Annotated in this window: 10 protein-coding genes and 2 pseudogenes; 6 read left to right on the top strand and 6 right to left on the bottom strand. The window is 66.5% G+C overall.

Features of this window, described 5'->3' with window-relative positions:
• Positions 1-14: 14 nt before the first annotated feature.
• From ACFYNX_RS26600 to ACFYNX_RS26585, 4 genes are all read right to left on the bottom strand, one after another.
• Complete coding sequence (locus ACFYNX_RS26600; protein WP_388664789.1) at positions 15-518, bottom strand: hypothetical protein; 504 nt, start codon at positions 516-518, stop codon at positions 15-17.
• Positions 519-814: 296 nt separating this feature from the next.
• Positions 815-1,699 (bottom strand): ParA family protein, encoded by an 885-nt coding sequence (locus tag ACFYNX_RS26595; protein ID WP_388664787.1) that lies wholly within the window; start codon positions 1,697-1,699, stop codon positions 815-817.
• A gap of 3,541 nt (positions 1,700-5,240) precedes the next feature.
• Positions 5,241-6,515 (bottom strand): helix-turn-helix domain-containing protein, encoded by a 1,275-nt coding sequence (locus ACFYNX_RS26590; RefSeq protein ID WP_388664785.1) that lies wholly within the window; start codon positions 6,513-6,515, stop codon positions 5,241-5,243.
• Between the two features lie 767 nt (positions 6,516-7,282).
• Entirely contained in the window at positions 7,283-8,089 is an 807-nt protein-coding gene (locus ACFYNX_RS26585; protein ID WP_388664783.1) for a hypothetical protein, read from the bottom strand.
• 1,142 nt (positions 8,090-9,231) lie between these two features.
• Between ACFYNX_RS26585 and ACFYNX_RS26580 the strand changes: the two genes are divergently transcribed.
• The gene (locus ACFYNX_RS26580; RefSeq protein ID WP_388664781.1) at positions 9,232-10,878 is read left to right on the top strand and encodes an ISL3 family transposase; all 1,647 of its coding nucleotides are present in this window, start codon (positions 9,232-9,234) and stop codon (positions 10,876-10,878) included.
• 281 nt (positions 10,879-11,159) lie between these two features.
• Here the strand turns inward: ACFYNX_RS26580 and ACFYNX_RS26575 are convergent.
• A pseudogene (locus ACFYNX_RS26575) lies at positions 11,160-11,282 on the bottom strand (ATP-binding protein); the annotation flags it as partial.
• 726 nt (positions 11,283-12,008) lie between these two features.
• Between ACFYNX_RS26575 and ACFYNX_RS26570 the strand changes: the two are divergent.
• Positions 12,009-13,535, top strand: coding sequence for an ISL3 family transposase (locus ACFYNX_RS26570; protein ID WP_388665068.1), 1,527 nt, complete (start codon positions 12,009-12,011; stop codon positions 13,533-13,535).
• Between the two features lie 429 nt (positions 13,536-13,964).
• Here ACFYNX_RS26570 and ACFYNX_RS26565 read toward each other — a convergent pair whose 3' ends face one another.
• Complete coding sequence (locus tag ACFYNX_RS26565; RefSeq protein ID WP_388665066.1) at positions 13,965-15,551, bottom strand: ISL3 family transposase; 1,587 nt, start codon at positions 15,549-15,551, stop codon at positions 13,965-13,967.
• A gap of 156 nt (positions 15,552-15,707) precedes the next feature.
• Here ACFYNX_RS26565 and ACFYNX_RS26560 point away from each other — a divergent pair, with 156 nt between their 5' ends.
• The 4 genes and pseudogenes from ACFYNX_RS26560 to ACFYNX_RS26545 all read left to right on the top strand — a co-directional run.
• Positions 15,708-16,316, top strand: a complete 609-nt coding sequence (locus ACFYNX_RS26560) for a hypothetical protein (protein ID WP_388664779.1) — start codon at positions 15,708-15,710, stop codon at positions 16,314-16,316.
• 183 nt (positions 16,317-16,499) lie between these two features.
• Positions 16,500-17,297 carry a Hachiman antiphage defense system protein HamA gene (locus ACFYNX_RS26555; RefSeq protein ID WP_388664777.1) on the top strand — a complete coding sequence of 266 codons (798 nt, stop codon included), beginning with the start codon at positions 16,500-16,502 and terminating at the stop codon, positions 17,295-17,297.
• Positions 17,294-20,926: a DEAD/DEAH box helicase gene (locus ACFYNX_RS26550; RefSeq protein WP_388664775.1), complete on the top strand. Its 3,633-nt coding sequence runs from the start codon at positions 17,294-17,296 to the stop codon at positions 20,924-20,926. Before ACFYNX_RS26555 ends, ACFYNX_RS26550 begins: the two co-directional genes overlap by 4 nt.
• Before the next feature lie 585 nt (positions 20,927-21,511).
• Positions 21,512-22,960: pseudogene (locus tag ACFYNX_RS26545) on the top strand (AAA family ATPase); the annotation flags it as partial.
• Between the last annotated feature and the right edge of the window lie 16 nt (positions 22,961-22,976).

Here is a 22,976-nt window from a genome sequence, read left to right as displayed (position 1 = left end):
CAAGGCGCAGGCACTTACGCCTGGTCGACGGGTAGCAGTCCCTCGACCTGCAGCTGCACAAGCGCCAGTCGCGCAATCTCGCGGGGGACGTTATACGTCCGCGAAAGCGCCAGCTCGGTCGGTGCCTGGAAGGTCGAGTCTTCGGCCATCTGCCTCCGAAGCACGCCGGCCAGCCACATGGCCCCGCCCGGCAGGAACTCATTCAACGCAACCGCGATGAGGATTCCCGGAGTGCCACGAACGCCAGCCTCCGTGGCCATCTCCTTGAGGATGGCCTTGTCTTCCTTGGTGGGCTGCCACCATCGCTGGACAGGGCCGGTTCCCTTGAGGGGACCCTTGCTGCCACGGGCGGCGAAGCGGCTGCGCGTGGGGGTAACCCGGGCAGGCATCTTGGCGCGAGCCATGGCGTCAGGGACTTCGTCCGCGACGTGGTCGAGCGCCTGAATCACGACCTCGGTGACATTGAGATCCTGTTCCTGACGGTAGTCCTTGAGTCGGTTAGCAACGTCCTGACTCACACGGAACCCGCTTTGACCGCTAGGCGAGTCCTGGTCATCCTCGCCTGTATCGCCCGGATCAAATACGGGCGCCGGAGTGTGAGGGCGAGCAGCGCTAGGAGCCCGCCTGGAGGCCGCCGCGGTGGCGCTCTGACCGGGTACAGCAGGCGGTGATGAGGGCTGACCGTCTCCCCAGCCTGAGAAGGGGTCGTCAGACGCCCCCTCCCCCTCCGGGGGCGCGTCGAAGAGGTCCTCCAGCGCCCCCGGGCTGCCCTGCTCCTCGGCGTCCTGCACTCCCACGTTCTCTACCTTCGACATCAGGCGGCCTTCCTCAGCTCAGCCGCACGCTGAAAGATCTGTGTCACAAGTACTTCGTAGTCCTCGGCCAGCGGCTGTGCCGCGTCCGGAATTCCCTTCGCGCCGGCCATACGCTCCTGCTCGAGCTCGAAGGCCGTACGACCACGGTCGCGGATGAGGCCAGCCATAGTCGATGAATGGCCCACGGCCCGCGGAAAGACGTACGCGTGCTTGCCCAAGATGCCCTGCGAGCGCTTCACGATCTCCTTGTGGATCTGAGTCGAGTTGCGCTGGGAGAAGCAGTGAGCCACCCCGAGGATCCGCAGCTGCCTGTTGACCTGGATCGCCATCTTGAAGGCCTGCCCGAAGTCCTTGAGACCGTCATCAAGCGACGCAGCGTCGTACTTCACCGGCACCACCGCATAGCGTGCGGCCAACAGGCACAGGCGAAGGAGGTCGGGATTCTCCGGCGGTGTGTCGATGAAGACGGCCTTATAGCGGGGAAGCAGCGGGGCGAGGCAAACAGCCATGCGCAGGTACGCGGCCATGAAGCCCTCGTTGCGAGCCACGTCCGTCACTACAGCGTTGATCTTCCTTACCTCGGGGCCGCCGACGATAACGTCGAGGTTCTCGCGAACCCCGGTGAGGGGTACAAGCGGAGCCCCCTTGGTCATCGACTCGGCGAAGGCCGCACCCTGGTCCCTCTCCCCGTAACCGAGGTCCCGGTGCATGTTGCCCTGCCCGTTTACGTCGATGACGAGGCTCGGAAGACCCATGCGAGCGGTCTTGGCCGCTGCGTTGGCAGTCAGGGTGGTCTTCCCCACGCCGCCCTTCCCATTGGCCATCACGAAGACGTTGCCGAACTGGTCGTACTCGATCCCAAAGTCGGCGAGGTCGAAGGTCACGGGCGGGGCTCACTTTCGGAGTCGGCGAGGCCCTGGTGGGCTCTTGCATCTTGGCAGATCGTCATTGCCACAAGCGTGGAGACACGCCGGCGTCCATGCTCGATCAGCACGTGAGAGTACACACGCTGCCTACATCCGTCCAGCACAAGGGCTATCGAGAGGCCCAACGACCACGGAAGCCGCGAGACCACCATGGGCATTGGCAGTCGATCTCCCTTGAGGTCAGCCGGGCAGGCAATGAGGACTCTCTACCAACATGCAACGCCGGAGACCTACACGTTGTACCTGACGCAGGCAAACCGCGCCTGATACATCCTCAGAGTCCTAGGTGACTCCCTGCTGTTACCCATACATGTATCCCGCGGCCAGTGCATGTGGGTTCTTAGTCGAGACCACCTGGAGTAGCTCATCCGCGCATTCACCCTGAACGCAACTCATTAGCCCAGGGGTTAGAGCGGTGGGGAACACTGGCTCGGAAGGAAGCTGGACGATCCACTCCCCGCCATCTGGGCAAGCCATGGCATGCACAAGTTTCTACGTCAAGATGCCTGCCTCGTTGAAGACATGAGTCGCAGCACGCTCGGGCGCAGGAGGGTGTGACCGCCTGCAATCTGTCCGACAGACCAACTTATGCCCATGCTTACTACCTGCCCGGCCTGTCACTAAATCCGCAGACATGTTAACGATCTTAGGAACACGTGGATCATCCCTCCTTCGGGACAACCGACAACCGTGCGCACGAGCATGGAGGTTACCCTGCCTGAGAATCACCAAGGATGCACACCTGTTGCTTAACGAGTGCATGAGGTGACCGTCGGGGGTAAGTCTCCGCATTTCAACGGAGGGCAGTGCAGATTGAGATTCAAGCATCTCCGTCCAGTTCACAACCTGCCTGTCTGCAATCGTGTACCTCCGTTGACACACTGGTCTGTCAACGCGATGAGGTCGACGCATATCGTCGCATGTAAAAGCAGCCATCCATTCAGTCAGGCTTGCAGAGTGGTGTCGAAGTTGCTGCACACACACCGAATCAAACCGGGATCTCAACCATCCACCCCACTTGCATCAACTACGTCGTGCCCGCTGACACACAAACCTGAATGCCATCCGTAACGCCTGTCTGTGAACCAGCAAGACTCACGCCTTGCTGCCAGCCGTGAAGACGTGCACCGATACGTCACTGACTGCATGCGGACAGCACTGGGAGGAGTCACATGCTGAGTCAAGCCTTGGTCCCTGACGAGGAGCACACTTGATGCACAGTTCTCTGGCAACGAGGGGCCGAAGCTGGTTGCTCGGTAGCCTAGCATCAACCTCTCCATGACTTGTGGTCTGTGTGTCAACACACAGGTACCCCTGTGTGTTGCCATGTTTGTTTTGCTGTTTGTCAACACTCCGAATGGATGACTCCTTGAGGCAATTATCGCAGGTCAGGGCGCCTTCTGCGTCGTAGGCTAGCTTCACGTGGCGCCGCCACCTCAGACCAACCGGACAGCATTTGGGGGGCTCCTCGCGACCTTCTTGGACATGCATCAGGTCGCTTCTGCACCCTCACTAGCCCTGGACCGAGCTGGACGCCCACGGGTGTAGCTCCGATGCCTCGGAGGCAGGGGTCAGGCATCCCCATGTGCGGCTCGGCGTCACCAAGCAGAGCAGAACGACCAAGCAGTGGTGTCGGCTAGTCTCCGATGGTCGTGGAGAGTGGGTCTGGATCCCGATGCGGCCTGACTCTCAGCCCCGATCCAGTAGATCGCCCGCCCTACGAATCACGCCATATACGGGAGCAAGCAACCCCTCTCCATGTCGGCCCTCACTCAGCTTGCTGCTCAGAGCAAACAACCAATGCACGGTGTCAGGTGAATCCCCGCAGCCTGCAGCGCCGACGAGCGAGGGAGATAGGTCGCCACGAGCATGATGTTCCATCTAGCTGCTTTACAAGGGCGGGTGCGGTGCGGCCGGCACCCTGGCGCTGAATGCTGAATCGAGGCCCCTGCAGATCAGCCCGATCACGAGGAGTGCCAGGCGCACTCCTGACACTTTCGCCCCTGAAAGGCCAGGAGGATACCACGATGAACCTGGGGATAACCGTGGCTGTGGATACGAAGTGCCTCACCGAACTTGATCGGATTTCTGGACCTCTCGATCGAGCCAGCCACTGTGGGTCAGGCTTCCATCGAGCAGTCACCGAGACTCGTGAGCGCATCGGAACTGAGCCTGAGCACCGAACGCGTTGTCGCGGTCCACGACAAGTTATGACACTTGCGCAGCCCAGGGACCTTCAAGTTGCGCGCCTTCGTGAGTATCAGCCTGGGCTATGCACCTCTGCCCTGGAGATGGAAGCCCGCATGGTCACGCCAGGGTCCAATGCTCAGGTTGGCTTTCCTTGACGATCTGGTCTGCCAGCGGTTGGGTTCGTGGTGAATGCGCACAGCCCAAGTGTGGGGGCGCTCGCCCAGGTATCAGAGGCGATGCGTGCCGCTGCTGTAGGAGGGGCACCGCGGCTCACATACACCTCGTCGGAGGCCGAAGCCACCCGGTGTCTTGAGCCAGCCAACAGAGCGGCGATCAGATGCGGGAGGGCAGTGTCAAGCGGGGGAGATGTTGAACTCGGGGAGAACTCTTACGTGACGATGACAAACCTGTGTCGGCTGTCATCTGGGAGAGGTGCTTAGCGAGTTCGCCGACAGGTGGCATCCGTTGGCCACGCCTATCTCTTCCCGGGGTAGGAGCTGTGCTGATGTGAACCTGGTCGCCGCAATGGAAGATGGTCTTAGCCACGCCCATCTGGCCTACAACCACAGCTGAGCAGGAAGGGACTAGTCCCACTGCTCCCTCAAGTTGCGGCTGCTGGCGAGGACTATTGACTGGGCGACCGGCGGGGGTGGCTGCGCAAGGAGTCTGCAGGACACGACACTCACATAGAGTGCGCTCCGGGGGCGGCGAGGCCGCTGTGCGTCAGACGTGGGGGGAGGATGCCTCTACCGTCAAGGATGGGCAGCCCTCGGTGCTGAGAGCACTTCGTTCGCAGGCGGCGCCCGTAGGTAGCCGGCAGGCGCCAGCATCCGGAGCTGCACAGGTCAGGCGTTGAGGCCCAGCGGGTGGTGATCTGTATCTCGGCTCGACTAGCAAATCGCGTGCTGGGGTTCCCGATTCGCGACAGGGGACTGTGCATGCGTCGCCATGAATGAGGCCTGTTGCGACGCGCTATGTTCCACCATGTGGAGCAATCCCGTCGCGTGGAGCACTGCTCGGCGACGCCCGGCAGTGGCAAGCGGTGACTCGCGAGAGGACGGTCATATGCCGCATTTCGGGCGCCCTGCCCGCCGATTTAGGCGCCCTGACCTGCATGTTTGCGAGAAATCGCGCGAGATGGCCTATCGCCACCCTGCTGGAGTGATTGGGTCTTGGTGGGCGCGTTAAGGCGCCACGCGGCCACACAGGGGTTTTAGAGTCGCAGGGGAGCTCATTCTGAGGCCTTCGGGGCAGCTCTAGGGTGCTCGGAACGCCGGATCGCACGCAGGAGCCTCTTCGTATGGCACCTTCAGCTCGAGGTTGCGTCCCCCGTCGCCGCCTCCTGAAAGACCCAGCTCCCGTCGGTCGCGACGTACAGCCCGTCAATGACCTCCCCGGTCGCAGGATCGACAACGGTCCCGTCATCGCGCACATGCTCCAGCTGAGCTATACGGGGATGCCTTGACTCAAGCACGGGCACACACCGACGCATTGCAACGGATTCTTGCTGACGGGCCCAGGTCAGGCGTTCCAGGGCGTGCCGGTGACGTCGCCGATCCGCCACGCCGTCCGTACCCAGCCGGCCTGCGGCCTCGGCCCAACTCCCGACGGGCGTAGCAGTACTGGACGGCACCCCGACTCCGGCTAGAGCGGTGGGGGACAGCATGTAGACCTCCCCCTCGCGAACTACAAGCCCGAACTGCACCAACCGTCTCAGCTGCCGATAGGCGGTGGGGCGTGTGATGGACGCCGTGCCCTGCAATTCCTGAACTGTCTGCGACTCTCTCTCCGCCAGGGCTGCGAGGATGGCAAGCCCGCTTCCTCCCAGGCCTCGGTGGGCGAAGGCGTCAAGGTGCATCAACCTAGCCGCCACTCGGGAATCAATGTCTGCCTCCGCGGGTGCTTGTATCGCCGTTGGACCACTCATGACCCCCCCAGCCTTCGGCCCTTGGTGAGTGGTCCAGGCGTGAGACATGCTCTGTACGGACGAGATCAGCATCCAGCGTGCTCCGTCGGTTGCGGAGCCGTGGTCGAGCTGGCGGAGCAGACGGGCGTCTATGAGTCGCTGGTTGCTGTTTCGGGCGGTTGTCCGGCTGCAGCCCATCCGTTCGGCGAGCTCACGATCGGAGACGGTGTGGTCCCAGCCGCCGGAACGGGTGCAGATCTCCATTCGTGCGATCAGATTGCGTAGGTCGGTCTTGCCCGCGATGCCCTTCCAGGGGGTGCGCTCGACACGGGCCCTGAAGGCCGCGAGGGAGGCGTGGAAGTCCTGGCGGGTGCATATGCGGTCGGTGGACCGTACGTGCTCTTGCGCGCCGTCCCATGCCCTGCGGACCCACTCGGCTGCCCTGTCGTAGCCGCGGCGGTGCTGGATGCTGCGAGCGTGGTGGCCGGCCTTGTAGGGGCTGTCTACGAGGACCTGGACGAAGGAGGCGCGATCCCAACCCACCCGAACGGCGTCGGCGGCCAACGCGCGTGTCACCGCCCAGGCGTGGTCGGAGGCCGCTGTGTTCTTCCCGCCGCGCTGGCGGTTGTTGGGGGAGTAGGCCGAGTCCTGGTCGCCGTGGACCAGGAGCTTGTGCATGCGGGGGGAAAGGGAGGGGAGCGAGGCCAGGAGGCCGGTGCGGGCGGCGGGCAGGGGATTGGTGGTGGAGGGTTGCGCAGGTGAGGCCTCGCCACGAGCGCGCGTACGCCGCGGACTGACGTGCGACTGACGGTGGCTCGACTGACGGTAGTTGCCATCTCCTGTGGTCTGGCCGGTGCTGCCGGCCGCGATGACCTTCATGCCAGCCTCCCCGCAGGTGCGACGGCGAGGTGGAGCAACTGGAAGCGACCGCTGTGGTGCCTGATGCCATGGCGTGCGAGTGTCGTGCGCGCGAAAGCCCGATGGGTGGGGGCCAAGTCTAGACAAATGGGCAGGGGTGAGTGACAAGCGGCAGCAGTCTGCTGCATCATGAGGGTGATCCGTTCCCCGTGCTGATGGAACGTCGAAGTCCCGTGGCAGGGGCTCCGTGCTCCGAGGTGGAGTGATTTCGCCCGGTCTCCCTTCTGGGATGACCGGGACTCGCTTGACTGGCAGGTCGAGCGATGGCGAGGGGCCTGCTGGTGTGGTGGTGGAACACCGCACCAGGCCCACGGCCGGGCCGTAGTGGCGTTGGGTGCCAGCGGCCGGGCGGGTAGAGGGCTAGGTCATAGGCCCCTCCGCACTAGGTGAGGCCAGCCGATTCCCGAGGACCCGTGATTGGTCCATCCACCGTCTGATCCGTATGGGACTGCTGGTCGCAGCGGGAGAGTGGCGGTGGATTGCACGCACCGGTCCGGAGCCCGAAGTGCTCTTCTGCGAGGAGGTGCTCATGCGGCGTGACTCGGCATGGCGGCGTGGCGGGTGAGGACGACCGACGATTCGGTAGCGGCGCAGACGGTGTTGTGCATCAGCCGGCCGTACGCGACAAGGTGCGCACCGTGCGTGTGTTCCGGGGCGAGGACGCTCACGGAGGCGACGACGCCGGGCTCGGCGCCGGGGACGGCAGGAGCGCCGGGGAGCCGTCGTAGGGGCACGGAGACGAGGGACCAGCCCGGGATGGCAGCGGGGGAGTGCGCCATCTGCATCGATCGGATCCGGCGCAGATCCTCGCGGACGGGGCTGTCGCTGGACACGAGGTTGGCCAACATCACCAGACCGGGTGCGTCCAAGTCGAGCGGCGCCTGCCTCAGTTCGTCTACGGCCCCTGAAGCGAGGGCGAGCTCGCGGCGAAAGGAGACGCTCGTTGCGCCGGCAGCGCCGATACAGAGTCGCTCACCGGTGAGGGGTGCGTAGGTGTGCAGCAGCACGACCCGGTCGGTGCGGTGGTGCAGGACGTCGAGGAGCCGCTGGGCATCCAGCAGGGGTGTGGCGCTTGGATGGAGGAGACCGGACGCCCTGGATATCGCTGCGGTGGTTTCGCAAAGCTCGTAGTAGCCCCGCCGTGTACGGGTGGCCAGGCCAGCTATGACGAGCTGCCCGAGGCGGCGGCGGACGGCCTCGTCGCGCATCTCGGTGCGCGCGGCGATCGTGCTGAACTTGTGAGCGCCCGGGCCGAGATTGAGGAGGGCTGTGAGGACTGCGAACTTGCGGTCCCGGAGCGCGCGTGCGCCGGCGGTGTCGGTGCTGGTGGCCACTGGTCCTCCCGGGTAGTGCCGAATCAGCACGTCAGCCGGGGCGGTTGGTGCTGGTGGTCTCTCGCATGATCTCTACCGGCCGCACGGGGCGTTGACCAGGAAGGACCTCTTCCAGGAAGAGGCTCTTCCTGTGACTCTTAGTGAAAGCTGGTGGTCGGTTTGGTCGAAAACAGCCAGTATTCGGGGAAATGCCAATGCAATGTGTAGCGTTGCGTTCGCAGAGTTCCCTTCTCTCGAATCTGCGGTTTGTCGATAAATCGTCGTGAACTAAGAAGTGCTAGCCGTCATGTTGTGCACCCATCACAAGGTATAAGCAGACCAATTCAGGCTTCTCGGTCGGTGCGTAGCATGGCTGCACCTGGGCGTGGCGATCCCCGCTCGCGGAGTGTCTAGCCTCACGGATGTCTGGGACGGAGAGCCATCTACAGCCACTTTGAGGGGGTGACGAGCCGGAGAATCGCCTAAGTCTGCTGGTCTCAGGGATACGGTGTGTAGCCGCCGCACGTTGTGTCTTGCCGCACCTAGCGAGCCCTCGCCTCATACTGAGGAGCACTCTGGGTTGCGCCGAATCGGGCCGCTGAAGTACCTCCGTGCCGTCGCGATGCCAGGTCGCCTGCCCACGCGCTCGTGGACCGCGGCGCCGACAGCAGACCCCCGCGCATATGGGCGCGGTTTCCCCGGCACGGTGTGGTCTCAGCTCACCGACCATGCCCGCAGGTCGCTGGCCCGGGAAACCCTCCGGAGGGACAGACCGCTCGATGAGGTGGGGTGGGGTGGGGTGGTTGCATTCCAGGCCGCCCCGCGTCTCCCCACCGCTACGTTCGGCTTGGCTCGGGGCGCGGCCTCTTGTGGCCTGTGACGAAGGGGGCAGGGGAGGCAGAGGCCCGCAGGATTTATACCGTCAGCCATGACGATGCCCGACAGCGGTCCGATCACCATGACGGTGGCGTGGATGGCCGCGCTGGGCGAGGGTGCCGCGGCGTTCATCCCGTCGGATCCTCCGGGAGGGGGTGTGTGGCGTTCTGGCGCCGGGACGCAGCGGCTCCACCAGGGGGCTGGTGTCGACGTACTTCTGAAAGTGGCTCTGGCAAGATTTTCGTAGGCGTAGATCATCTCGGTGGCACGGTCGGCTGGTCCGCATCATGGGCAGCCTGTGGTTGTGCTCTGTTGAACTGGTCAGCTTGTTACCGCAGTTGTCCGATGTACAGGTGGTTTCGGTTGAGGTATCCGATGCCGCGGTGGCGGTTTATGCCTGCACGAGATCCGGTGAACCGGCGGGATGCACGGGATGCGGCCAGCTCAGCGAGTGGTGCCACAGCCGCTATGCACGACGCCTCGCCGACGTCACGCTCGCCGGCCGCCCTTTGCGTATCGACCTGTCCGTACGCCGCCTGTACTGCGAGAACACGACCTGCCCGAAGGTGACCTTCGCCGAGCAAGTACCGGGTCTGACCGTGCGCTACCAGCGGCGGACACCCCGACTGCAGTCCCTGGTCGAGGACGTCGGCGTGGTCCTGGCAGGCCGGGGCGGAACCCGGATGCTTCGGATCTTGAGCATCAAGCTTTCCCGGGTTGCACTCTTGTCCCAGCTGATGCGGGTGCCGCTTCCGCCGCTGGTCACGCCCCGGGTCCTGGGGGTCGACGACTTCGCTCTCTACGGAGGCACCTACGGAACCCTTCTGGTCGACGCCACCACTCGCCTCCCGCTGACCCTTTGGGAAGGACGCGACGCCGAACAGCTCGGCCGTTGGCTCCGTGAACACCCGGGCATCGACGTCGTGTGCCGCGACGGCTCCCTCACCTACCGGCAGGGCATCACCGCCGGCGCCCCCGAAGCCGTGCAGGTCAGCGACCGCTTTCACCTCTGGCAGGGTCTGTCACGCCGAGTTCAGGACATCGCCTCCGCGCGCCGCGGATGCCTGCCCGCAGCCCTGCCAACGGTCAGTGAAGACGATCACCCAACGATCGATGAGACCACTCAGAACGCTGCGGCGGACAGCCGGGCCGGGCGCCATGCCCAGAGCCTGTTCGAGGCGGTCCAAGCCCTGACCCGCACCGGCCGGAGCCACAGCTCCGTGGCCCGCGAGCTCAGCCTAGACCGCCGCACCGTTCGCAAGTACGCACGAGCCCGCACCTGGCAGGAAGTCATGCGCCGACCGCCCCGCAAGCCCTCCACGCTGGACCCCTACCTCGACTACCTGCGGCAACGCTGGGACGAAGGACAGCACAGTGCGAGGATCCTGCACGAAGAACTGCAGACCAAGGGATACCCCGGCCACTACCAGCGCGTGAAGATGGCCGTCGCACCACTCCGACGAGGCATGCCCATCGACGAGCCACGCGAGCGACCACCCTCACTTCGTGAAACGGCTCGCTGGATTACCACCCATCCGCACCGCCGCAGCCCGCACGTCAACGAGCGGCTTCCCCGACTCCTCGACCACTGCCCCGAACTCAGGCTCACCCACGACTTGGTCCGCCGCTTCGCCACCATGCTCGACAACCGCGACGCGGCACCCCTGCCAGGCTGGCTGGGCGATCTCAAAAGGAGTGGACTGGCACCACTCGTCGGCCTTGCCGGAGCCCTCCACGAAGACCGACATGCAGTCGCCCAGGGGATCACGACCTCATACAACTCCGGAGTCAACGAGGGTCGCATCACCGACGTCAAACTACAGAAACGCCTCATGGCCGGACGAGCCGGCGTCCGGCTCCTCCGCCACCGCGTTGTCCTTATCGCCCACCTCCGCCGACGTTATGCGGACCGGCCGACCGTGCCACCGAGATGATCTACGCCTACGAAAATCTTGCCAGAGCCCTGAAAGTGCACCGCGGAGTACGGAGATACGTGTACCAGTCGTGGTGCGTTGGCAGTGAAGTCGGGGGATGGGGCCGGGCTGTCAGGCTGCACTCGTGGCCCTCGACGATGCCTGGACGCCGGTTGGGCCGAAACCGCCCCCGTGCAGACCAGGGAGGCTGCCGTTCTCCAGTGCTGGTGGCCCCGGAACCGGCCCCATCCCGACGCACTCTAGAGACAGGGTCTGACATTCAGGCCGGCGGCGTGGCAGGCTCAGGCTGCGTCCGTGTCGCGCTCGATGGCGGCGAGCCTGTTCTTGAGCCGGTAGCTGGGGCAGTTGATAGAGATGACGTCGCAGTGGTGGAGGAGGCGGTCGAGGATGGCGGTGGCCAGCACGGCCACCGTCGTCACGGGACGGGCCAGACTTCGCGCAGTAGCCGCGCTGCTGCCATTGGGCCTGGAACCTGGACAGCCCTGTCGATCAGCGAGCCCGCCCTGCGAAACGCCCACAAGGAAAGGTTCCCCTCTGGCGGGAAGGACGCGACCCGAACGGACAAGACGCGGTTCGGGCTGAAGTTCGGCGCCTAGGTTGCGGGCATGCCTCGCAGCGCCAGTTCGCCGTTTCCTCCAGACCTTCCCGACAGCCTGAAGCTCTGCTACCGCGAGCCTCCGGCAGATCCCCGCCCGGACGCACCGGCCTGTTCCTGGTGCCGCCACGACACGTCTTCCACGCGCATACCGTTCCTGGACCAGGACGCCGACGCTCCGGCAGCCGACCTGTGTGACACCTGCCTGCTCCTGGTCGGCTTCGAGGATGCATCGTGGTACCTCGACGGCGGCGCCTTCTGGGTGTCCTGGCCGATCGTCACCGGCCTGGCCACCGAGCCGCACCACGAGTCCGGCTGCGCGTTCTGCGGGCGGGCAGCCGCCGAACCGCGCCCATGGTGGCCCGTGTCGGCGTACTCGTCTATGTGCAGAGCTGCGTACGGATGAACGGGCTCTGTCGCTGATCTTGTGACGCCGTGATGATTCGATCGTTTCGCATGGGTGTGCGTATCAGGGGGTTTGCAGCAGGTCTTGCCGCATCTGGCGGACGTAGTGGTTGAGCGGGTGGATCAGGGCGTGGATGTCCACGTGCTGCGTGCGCGTTCTCGTAGGCACACGGCGCGATGTCCGCGCTGCGGCAATCGGTCAGGGCGAATACACGGCCGATATGAGCGGCGGGTCGGGGACGCGCCGCTGGGCGGGCTGCCGGTGGTGATCGTGCTGCTGATCCGGCGTTTCAAGTGCCTGACGGCGGACTGCCCAGCGGTGACGTTCGCCGAACAGATACCAGGGCTGACTCGCCCACACGCGCGGCACACACCGGTGCTGCGAGACCTGCTGGCCCGCGTCGCGCAGGGACTGGCTGGACGGCCTGGCGCACGGCTCGCTCGGAGACTGGGAATGTCGGTGGCGAAGGACACCATGCTGCGGCTGCTGCGGGCCAGCCCGCCGGAAGAAGCGGGAACCGTGCGGGTCCTGGGTATCGACGAGTTCGCTCTACTCAAGGGCAATACCTACGCCACGCTGCTGGTCGACCTCGAAACCCGCCGGCCGATTGACGTCCTGCCCGGCAGAGAGGCCGCTCCGGTGGCCCGCTGGTTGGCCGACCACCCCGAAGTGCAGATTGTCTGCCGCGACCGTGCTTCCGCCTACGCCGAGGCTGCCAAGCAAGCCGCGCCTCAAGCCGTCCAGGTCGCGGACGCCTGGCACCTGTGGAACAACCTGGCCAAGGCCGTGGAGAAGACCGTCACCGGGCACTACGGCTGCATCCGCGCCGTTCACGCCGCCGTGCACCAGCCCGCGAAAGCCCAACCGCCGACGGAGCCGGACGGGATGCTCGACGTCCGAGGACGCCCCCGTCGCATCGTCGCCACCATCCGCGAACGCCACCGAGCAGTCCACGAACTCCTCGCCCAAGGCCGTTCCCTGCGCGGCATCAGCCGCGACCTGGATCTGGACTACTACTCCGTTCGCCGATACGCGCGGACGGCGAACGCCGACGAGCTGCTGGTGAAGGTGACCCAGCGCCAGACCCTGCTGGACGACTACAAGCCCTACATCTACCAGCGGTTCGTCCAAGGCTGCCGCAACGCCAGCCAGCTCCACCGAGAGGTACGCGAGCAGGGCTTCCCGGGCGACAGGAGCGTCGTCAATTCCTACGTCCGCCTCCTCAAGCAGGGCTCGATCACAACGCCGCCATCCCCGGCGCTGCCGAAGCCAAGGCGGGCCCTGCGCTGGATCATGACCCGACCTGAGCACCTGCGGCCCGAGGAGGCCGTGGGCTTGAAGGAGGTCCGAGAAGCCTGCCCCGAACTCAACGCGACCGTTGACCACGTCCGGGGCTTCGGTTCGCTCATGCACGAACGCCGCGGCGAAGACCTCGAAGGATGGATCGACCAGGTCAGAGCACACGATCTGCCTGCCCTGCAGCAGTTCGCCGGCGGACTCCTACGCGACCGGGACGCAGTCGTCGCCGGACTGTCGAGCACCTGGAGCTCCGGCCAGGTCGAAGGCCAGGTCACACGGGTCAAACTACTCAAACGCGCCGGTTACGGCCGGGCTAAGCTCGACCTCCTCCGCACCCGCATCCTGCTGAGAAACTGATCGGCTGCTCTCCGCTTCAGCCGTCAACGCCTCAAGAGACCGCCTCGACGTGTCGGCCACGTCAGGGCGAGCACGAGAGGGTTCGTGACCACCCAATACGCCGGATGCACCCAGCCTCTCTCCTTGGCGAGAAGACCCGGTCCGTCCTCACGGTTCAGATGCCACATGAGCCCGTCATATGCCGGGCCGCCGCCGACCAGGAGTAGCGGAGCGACAAGCACCGCACCGCTCCAGACAACGCACCGGAACGCGAGCTGAGGAAATCCACCTATGCGCACCGCACGAGTATCGCTCAGCACCCGAGAAGCCGGCAGGCCGGATCACGATCGGCAGAACAAACCTTAACGTCACAAGATCAGCGACAGAGCCCGTTCATCCGTACGCGGTCCTGCACGTTCACGGCTCTGGCAAGATTTTCGTAGGCGGAGATCATCTCGGTGACGTAGTCGGCTGGTCCGCATGGCGTCGGCGGAGGTGGGCGATCAGGACGACGCGGTGGCGGAGAAGAGGGACGCCGGCTCGTCCGGCCATCAGGCGTTTCTGCAGCTTGACGTCGGTGATGCGCCCTTCGTTGACCCCTGAGTTGTAAGAGGTCGTGATCCCCTGGGCAACGGCATGTCGGTCTTCGTGCAGGGCTCCGGCAAGGCCGGCGAGTGGTGCCAGTCCGCTGTTTGCGAGGTCGCTCAACCAGCCCGGCAAGGGTGCCGCGTCGCGGTTGTCGAGCATGGTGGCGAAGCGGCGGACCAGGTCGTGAGTGAGCTTGAGTTCGGGGCAGCGCTCGAGGAGCCGAGGCAGCCGCTCGTTGATGTGGAGATTGCGGCGGTGCGGGTGGGTGGTGATCCAGCGGGCCGCTTCGCGAGGGGAGGGTGGCCGCTCGCGTGGCTCGTCGATGGACAGGCCACGACGGAGCGGTGCGACGGCCATCTTCACGCGCTGGTAGTGGCCGAGATAGCCCTTGGTCTGCAGCTCCTCGTGCAGGATCTTCGCGCTGTGCTGTCCCTCGTTCCAGCGTTGCTGCAGGTAGTCGAGGTAGGGATCCAGAGTGGAGGGCTTGCGCGGCGGGCGGCGCATTACCTCCTGCCAGGTGCGGGCGCGGGCGTATTTGCCGACGGTGCGGCGGTCCAGGCCGAGCTCGCGGGCTACGGAGCTGTGGCTCCGGCCGGTGCGGGTCAGGGCTTGGACCGCCTCGAACAGGTCCTGGGCATGGCGCCCGGCCCGGCTGCCTGCCGCGGCGTTCTCGGTGGTCTCCTCGACCGGTGGACGATCATCCTTGCTGACCAGTGGCAGGGCTGCGGGCAGGCAGCTGCGGTGGGCGGAGGCGACATCCTGAACTCGGCGGGACATCCCCTGCCAGAGGTGAAATCGGTCGCTGACCTGCACGGCTTCCGGGGCGCCGACGGCGATGCCCTGCCGGTAGGCGAGGGAGCCGTCCCGGCATGCGACTTCGACGCCCGGGTGTTCACGGAGCCAGCGGCCGAGCTGTTCCGCGTCACGTCCTTCCCAGAGTGTGAGTGGAAGCCGGGTGGTGGCGTCGACGAGGAGGGTGCCGTAGGTGCCGCCGTGAAGAGCGAAGTCGTCGACCCCCAGCACCCGGGGCGTGACCAGTGGCGGCAGCGACACCCGCATCAGCTGGGCCAGGACGGCGACCCGCGAGAGTCTGATATTCAAGCTCCGAAGCATCCGGGATCCGCCCCGGCCTGCCAGCACCACGCCGACGTCCTCCACCAGGCACTGCAGTCGCGGTGTCCGCCGCTGGTAGCGCACGGTCAGGCCCGGCACTTGTTCAGCGAAGGTCGCCTTCGGGCAGGTCGTGTTCTCGCAGTACAGGCGGCGTACGGACAGGTCGATGCGCAGAGGGCGGCCTGCAAGCGTGACGTCGGCGAGGCGCCGTTCGTAGCGGCTGTGGCACCACTCGCTGAGCTGGCCACATCCCGTGCATCCCGTCGGTTCACCGGATCTCGTGCGGGCACGGACCGCCACCACGGCATCGGAAACCTCAACCGAGACCACCTGCACATCGGACAACTGCGGTAACAAGCTGACCAGTTCAACAGAGCACAATCACAGGCTGCCCGTCCTGCGGACCGGCCGACCATGGCACCGAGATGATCTCCGCCTACGAAAATCTTGCCAGAGCCACGTTCACGTGTACGCCGACAGCCCGACCCCTACGTGCAGGATCGCACCAGCGTCCTGCTGAAGCTCTGCGACATCTGCCCGGGGCTCCTTGAACTCGCCGATGCCCCCGACAGGGAGCGGTTGTGGAGGCGAAGGCTGCGCACCGCCTGCCGCGTCGGCATGCAGGACCGCCTGGGCCAGGAGGCTGATCTGCCCGAGCTGCCCCAACCTGAGCGGAAGCCGAAACCGAAGACGAAGCGCCGCACACCGCTGACTGACGCGCACCGGGAAATGCTCGAGACGATCCGCCAGCGGGGGGTCATGGACTCCCATGCCTTCTCCCGGGAGGACCAGCACCGCGTCCCGCGGCGTCCCCTCTCCTGGTGGGGCAGACGTATTGCCCACCTCTTCGACCATCAGCTCATCACCACCGTCACGAACCCGCCGGGCACCCACGCGATCAACACGGTCCGCATCCTTGAGGAGGACGAGCGCGACCTGGAGGAGCAGGTCTACACATGGCATGTGCCGGGGCCCGTGTGGGACGGGGAGCGCGTGCTCGAGCCCTCGCCGCCTGACGGCTGGACGGAGCTGCACGCCCGCCTCATGCGGCTACGGGCTGAGCGTGACGAGCGGGCCCTGGAGCTGCGTGCCGCGTCCTGAGAGCCTCGCGAGAAGGTGTGAGTTAGCCCGACCAGCATTCCTGATGTCCATGCTCACCCGAAACGACTGCCACTCCATCGGTGGTCAGCGTCCCGGGATGGAGACCGATGGCGTGCACTGGCCTAGCCTTGTCCCAGGTGCGCTTGCCGACCAGGCGTGGCGCCGGGGGAGGGGCAAGGGCGCGTGTTCGACAAGTGGCTCAGGCCGCAGGCCGTGGATCAGCCGGACGGGCTGCTGGAGTACCAGCTGCTGGCCGATGAGGGGCTGATCGAAGACGACGAGCTCGTTGAACGACTGGGCCACGAGGTGAGGCGCAACTACCTGGTCCCCGGCGAACTCGCCAACGTCTTCGACGACCTGGGTGCCCCGGAGGTCGCGGGTTATCTGCGGAAGAACAAGTTCCCCGTGGACCGCAAGATCCGGCACGGGGACTTCGGCGAGATCATCACCGGCGCTTTCTACCGCAGAGTGCGCCGGTGGTGCGTCCCGGTCCTGAAGCTGCGCTACAAGCAGACTCCGGCCCAGGCCGTGCAGGGCACGGACGTGCTGGCGTTCCGCTTCCGCCAGGACCCTCCCACCATCGCCGTTCCGGAGGTGAAGACCCGCGCCTCCCGGGACAAATGGGTCGGCAGCGAGGCGCATGCCAGCCTGGAGAAAGTCCTGGACAGGTTGGACGAGAGCATCCATTTCCTCATGGCGCGCTGCACTGACCGCGGGCAGGTGTTCCTCGCGCGCCGGCTCGGCGCCCTGCTGCGCGAGCCAGGGAGGCGCCAGGTGGAGCGGCACATGCTCTTCGTCCACGACGCGAGGTCGTGGAAAGAGGACATCGTGGCCGGCCTCGACGCGATGGTGACCCAGCGCACCGAGCTGACCGTCGTCAAGATCGACGACCTCAAGGAGTTCGTCGGCCGCGTCCATGACGCAGCAGAGACAGCCCCCAGCACCAGCGGCAAGGACAGCGGAACGGCGGCAACAGAGTGAGGGACGACGACGGGACCGTACGGCGCCTCGGCGATGAAGCACTGTCCACGGGAGAGGCATCCGCGTCGCTGCGCGGCCAGCTGCGCTCCCACATCCTGGCCGAGCAGATCAGCACCGAGGGGACGGCCCACTACACCTACGACCCCGCCGCACTGCGCCGCGGCCTCTCCCTGGCCCGGCTCGGGCAGCTGGCCCGCACCCCGCGCGAGCGCCGTACAGACCCCGGCCCCCTGCCCGACATCGCCCAGGCCTACGCCGACCTGGCCGCGCGGGCCAGCACCCCGGAGACACGGACCGAACTGCTGGCGATCTCGGCCACGATGTGGAGCCTGGCCGGCTACCAGGCCAACGCCACCGCCATCGCCCGCACCTTCCAGAGGGAAGTCGGGGAGCTGTTCTCCTACGAGCGCATGCCCGACACCGACGGGCTGACCACGGCCGCCCCGTATCGGATCGCCGAGACCTCCGGGGCGATCCTGTGCCGCGACATCGACACGGTCGCCATCCTCGGCGCCGCCACGGCGAATGAACTGCCGGGCCTGGGCCGCGCGCTCACCGCCCAGCTCGCCGCCGGCAACGCAGAGCAGGCGGACCTCGCCGTGCTGGCCGCCTACGGCCTGGTCGGCCGCTCGGCACGCTCCCTGGTCGCCCTGTGGCGCACCGGGGACCGCACGGCCGGGCGCGCCGCGGTCAGTGACCTGAAGCAGGCCGCGACCATCCTCCTTCAGGCCTCTGTCGCGGACACCTGGACCCTGGTCGACTCCCTCGCCCACGCCGTCGAGGACATCGTCGCCACCTCCCCGTGGCTCCTGCTGCGCCGCGCCTCCACCTGGTCAAAGACCTGGGAGCGCTACATCAAAGCCCTGATCGTCTCCGGCCGACCGCTCACCCAGGTCTGGCCCTCCCAGCGCATCGCCCTGGACGCCGGACTGCTCGACGCCCGGGCCCACAACCTGACGGTCACCATGCCCACCTCCGCGGGCAAGACCCACATCGCCGAATGGGCCATCCTCCACGCCCTCGCCGACAATGGCCAGGCCGACACCAGCCCCCTCGGCCTGCTCCTGCGCCACATGAATGCGCCGCTGGCCGTCTACGTGGTACCCACCCGCGCCCTGGCCGCCCAGGTCGAACGCCACCTCGCCGCCAGCCTCGAACTGGTCGGCCTGCGCGTCTCCTCCCTCTTCGGCGGCGCCGAACACGTCCGCTACGAAAACCAACTCCTGGACCACACCGACGTCCTCGTCGTCACCATCGAGAAACTCGACCTGCTGCTGCGCAACACTCCCGAACTCGCCGGCCGACTGCGCCTGGTCCTGGTCGATGAAGGACACTCCATCGACCACTCCGCACGCGGGCTCCGCCTGGAGATGGTCCTCACCCGGATCCGCCGCACCACCCCACAGACGCGGATCGTCCTGCTGTCCGCCGTCCTGCCCAACGGCCAGGACATCGCCCGCTGGCTGGAGCCCACCGCAGACGGCGCCAATCACGCGGAGATCGACTGGTCGCCCTCCCAACTGCGCACCGGGGTGTTCTCCTGGCAGGGGCAGGAGAAGGACGGGCAGACCGGCAGCATCCGCTACGGCACCGCCCACGACAGGGACTTCTTCGTGCCCAAGGTGCTCACCCGCCACCTCACCCGTACGCAGCTGTTCCCGAGTGCCCCCAAGGACGTTGCGGCCGCGCTGGCGCTGCACTTCGAACGCCTCGGCCCGGTGCTGGTCTCCACTACGGTGCCCTCCCACGCACAGGCAGCCGCACGCGCCCTGCAAACGGCGCTGCTGAAGACCGATGTCCCGGTGCTCGGCGAGGACGCTGATATCAGCAAGAACCGGACCCGGCACAACCAGCGCCTGGCGCTCGCGGAGCGGATCGCCGAGCATCTCGGCCAAGAGCACGAGCTCACCGTGATGGTGCTCCGAGGCATCGCCTACCACCACGGCACGGTCCCGCAGCCTGTCCGGCACCTGCTGGAGCGCGCCTACCGAGACGGCGTACTGCGCGTGCTGTGCGCCACCAGCACCCTCTCCCAGGGCATGAACCTGCCGGTCAAGACGGTGCTGGTGCACAACACCTGGCGCAACCAGGAGCAGATCGGCGTCCGCGAGTTCTGGAACGCCGCCGGCCGCGCCGGCAGGGCCTTCCAGGAGACCGAGGGCCACGTCGTCCTCATCGCCAAGGACGCCGAGGACGCCCGAAAGCTTCAGCGCCGCTACCTCAACAAGAAAAACATCGAATCAGTCCGGTCCACCATCTACTCCCTTTACCAGCGCCTCGCCATCACAAGACTGGGCGCCAGCCCCGTCCCCGGACAGAACCTGACCGACATCGACCTGCCCGACCCAGAGCAGGAAGAGACGACCGACTGGGCACAGGGCCTGGATCTGCAACTCCTGACGATGCTCGCCGAAGAAGTCGTCGACACTCCCGACCAGCATCTGCTGGAAAACGCAGCACACGACCTGCTCGCGCACACCCTGGGCGGCCACCAGATCGGCGCCAAGGACTGGCCCCTCAAGCCGCTCGCCCGGTTCACCGCCCGCCGCGTCGCCGCTCTCGCCCGTCAGCTCCCCGACCCGGCCGCTCGCGCAGCGATCCTGCGCACAGGGCTGAGTCTGCAAGGCGGCCTCGACGCGATCACCGCCGCCGAGCAGCTCGCGAACACCCTCACCAAGCACCCCGGACTCCTCGCTCCCGCGACATGGCCGGCTCTGCGCGACACCGTCCTGACCGCCGCCACCACGATCCAGGAACTCCGCCGCAGCGCCACCACCAAGGACCGGCCGATCGGAGCTGTCGTCCCTCTCGCCGGTGACTGGATGGCAGGCTGGACGCACCAGGAGATCCACAGCCATTACCAACTACTCCTCAACGCCAAAGACATCACGATCACCTCGAGATACATCGACAAGGTGATCACCCAGGACCTGGCCTGGGCCGTCTCCTCGATCCTGCAAATCCTGGAGACCCGCTACGGCATCACCCCCGAAGGCCCCCTCGCCGCCCTGCCCGCCATGCTCAAGTACGGCGTCGACACCACCACCGCCTGCTACGCCGCCAGCCTGGGCATCGACCAGCGCAGCGCCGCGACCGACCTGGCCGCACACTGCCCCGTCCCCGAACCGTCCTTCTCCGACTTCACCGGCTGGCTCGGCGACCTGACCACCGACGAGATCACCGCCATCACCACCCCCGACATTGCGGCCCTACTCATCCGCAGCACCGAGCGCCGCAGCCCCCGCAGCGTCCAGAAGACCATCCTCAGCGGCCGAGGAACATTCACCACCCCCCTGCGCGGCGTCCGGCACGCCAACAATGCATGGCTTCTCGCCAGAATTCCGGCGGGAACCCGCCTCGACCTGGTACGAGACTCAGGCAACCCGGCTGACCCGAACGCCATCCGGGTCGAGCACAACGGGCTCCTCCTCGGCTGGATCGCCAAGGCCACTGCCCGGCCGCTCGCGCTGGCCCTCGACGACCAGCCCGCCCCCTTGGTCACCGCCGTCCTGCACACCGACCCTCAACCCTTCGCCGGCACCGGCCAGCTAGCCGACCACGACCAGGTCGAGCTCGCCATCACCATCAGTCCAGCGTCCGACGACCGCGGAAGGCGCACATCGCGGTGACCAGCCCCGTCCGGTTGGGAGACCCGTTTGCGGCGGCGGCCGGGCCGGCATCGAAGCCACGGACAGCGGCATCCACCAGGCCACAAACCGGGCGAACCTTGCCGCCGGACGAGTAGTTCGAGCCGCTCAGGAAGGACCAGGCTCGACATCCGATGCCACTGCTGCGGAGAGAGATTACCGGCCGCCGTCTGCACCGGATGGATCTACCGCGTCGCACTGCGGGACGGGGAGCGAGATCCCATCCCCTCGGGCGGGATTCAGGTATGCACCCTGACCTTGGGCGCGGACAGTCGTGCATGGTGGTCCTCCAACGCCGTTCGCGGGGGCAGCCAGACGACGGTTCCTCTGGCAGTCGGCTCTCCGGTTGAGGCTCTGTGGATACGCCCGGATCACGGGCCCTCGATGCCCGAGAGTCCATGGGGTCTGGAGAGCTCTTCCCAGCCCGTGAGTGAAGAGAGGTCAGGAAGCATGCGCAACCCTCCAGCCGGTAAGGCGTCGGGCCTGGCCGGGACCCTGACCCTCGTGGCACCCGAGGAGCCCGACGAGACCGCCTTCGCAGCCGGTCCGTTTCAGGCGATCTACACACCCCCCGGGTGGTACGCAAAATCCGAGCCGTCGAGTGCCCCGCCGTCGGCGGCCGCAGTAGGCCAGCGCCCTGTCGGGCTGCATAGCCAAACGCAGGCACCCGGGATGCCCCACGCTGGGGCACAGAGCGCTTCCACCCCCGCGGCCGCTGTCCCCAGGGAACCGGCGGGCGCGCCGACCGCGCCGCCGCCCACGCGCGTGCCAGCGCACCCGACCGCAGCAGGCCCGCCGCTGATGGCCCCCGGAGTGAAAGTTCCTCGGCCCTACTACAGCCCGCCAGCACCCAGTGCCGAGCAGCCCCAACATGCCGCTCCAGGCCCCTACCACCCCGCCAACTACCCCAGCACGGAACCGGCGCAGGCTCCTTACGCCCCACACCCGGAGCATCTTCCTGTGCCCCGGGGCCAAGAGTCACCTGCGGGTCGGCAGGAACTGGGCTCCTCGGCGGCCACCGAGCTGTCGTCTGACCGACTGCTGCGGCCGGGAGCCACCGCCAAGACGCGCAGCGCCAGACCAGGCACGCGAGCGCGCTTCCGCTTCGGCGAGGGGCGGCCGGACACAGACCTGCAGCACAAGCTCGCGCTCATCCAGACGCCCGTCCACACCTGCTACCGGGTCGCAGTGATCAGCCTCAAGGGCGGGGTGGGAAAGACGACCGTCACCACCGTCCTGGGGTCCACACTCGCCAGCGAGCGCCGGGACAAGGTGCTCGCCATCGATGCGAACCCGGACGCAGGAACCCTCGGCCGACGCGTTCGGCTGGAGACGAGAGCCACGATCCGCGACCTGGTGCAGGCGATTCCTACCCTCCACACCTACATGGACATCAGGCCCTTCACGTCACAGACTCCGGCAGGCCTTGAGATCATCGCCAACGACGTCGATCCAGCGGTGTCGACCACCTTCAACGACGAGGACTACCGACAGGTCATCGACGTCCTAGGGCGCCAGTACCCCATCATCCTGACCGACTCAGGCACCGGCCTCCTCTACAGCGCGATGAAGGGTGTTCTCGACCTGGCTGACCAGCTCATCGTGGTAGCTACTCCCTCCGTGGACGGTGCTTCAAGCGCCAGCACCACGCTGGACTGGCTCAGCGCCCATGGCTACAGCGACCTGGTGAGCCGCAGCCTGACCGTCATCTCAGGGGTGCGGGAGAAGGGCAGAATGGTCAAGGTCGAGGACATCGTTGCCCACTTCTCCGCCCTCTGCCGCGGGGTGGTTTCTGTGCCGTTCGACGAACATCTCGCGACCGGAAGCGAGGTGGCCCTGGACATGATGCGGCCCAAGGTCCGCGAGGCCTACTTCGAGCTGACGGCGCTCGTAGCCGAAGGGTTCACCAATCGGCGATCAGCACCTGCGCATCAATCCCCACCGGCAGCCCCTCCGCCTGCCCACTTATCACCGCCTAGCGATTGGCCCGCCCCAGCCTCAGGCGGCCCGTACGGCCTTTCCGGGAGGCAGC

It is taken from the genome of Streptomyces sp. NPDC007872 (genome assembly GCF_042868165.1).
In the GTDB taxonomy this organism is placed as follows: domain Bacteria; phylum Actinomycetota; class Actinomycetes; order Streptomycetales; family Streptomycetaceae; genus Streptomyces.
This window is presented reverse-complemented; position numbering and strand designations above follow the sequence as displayed.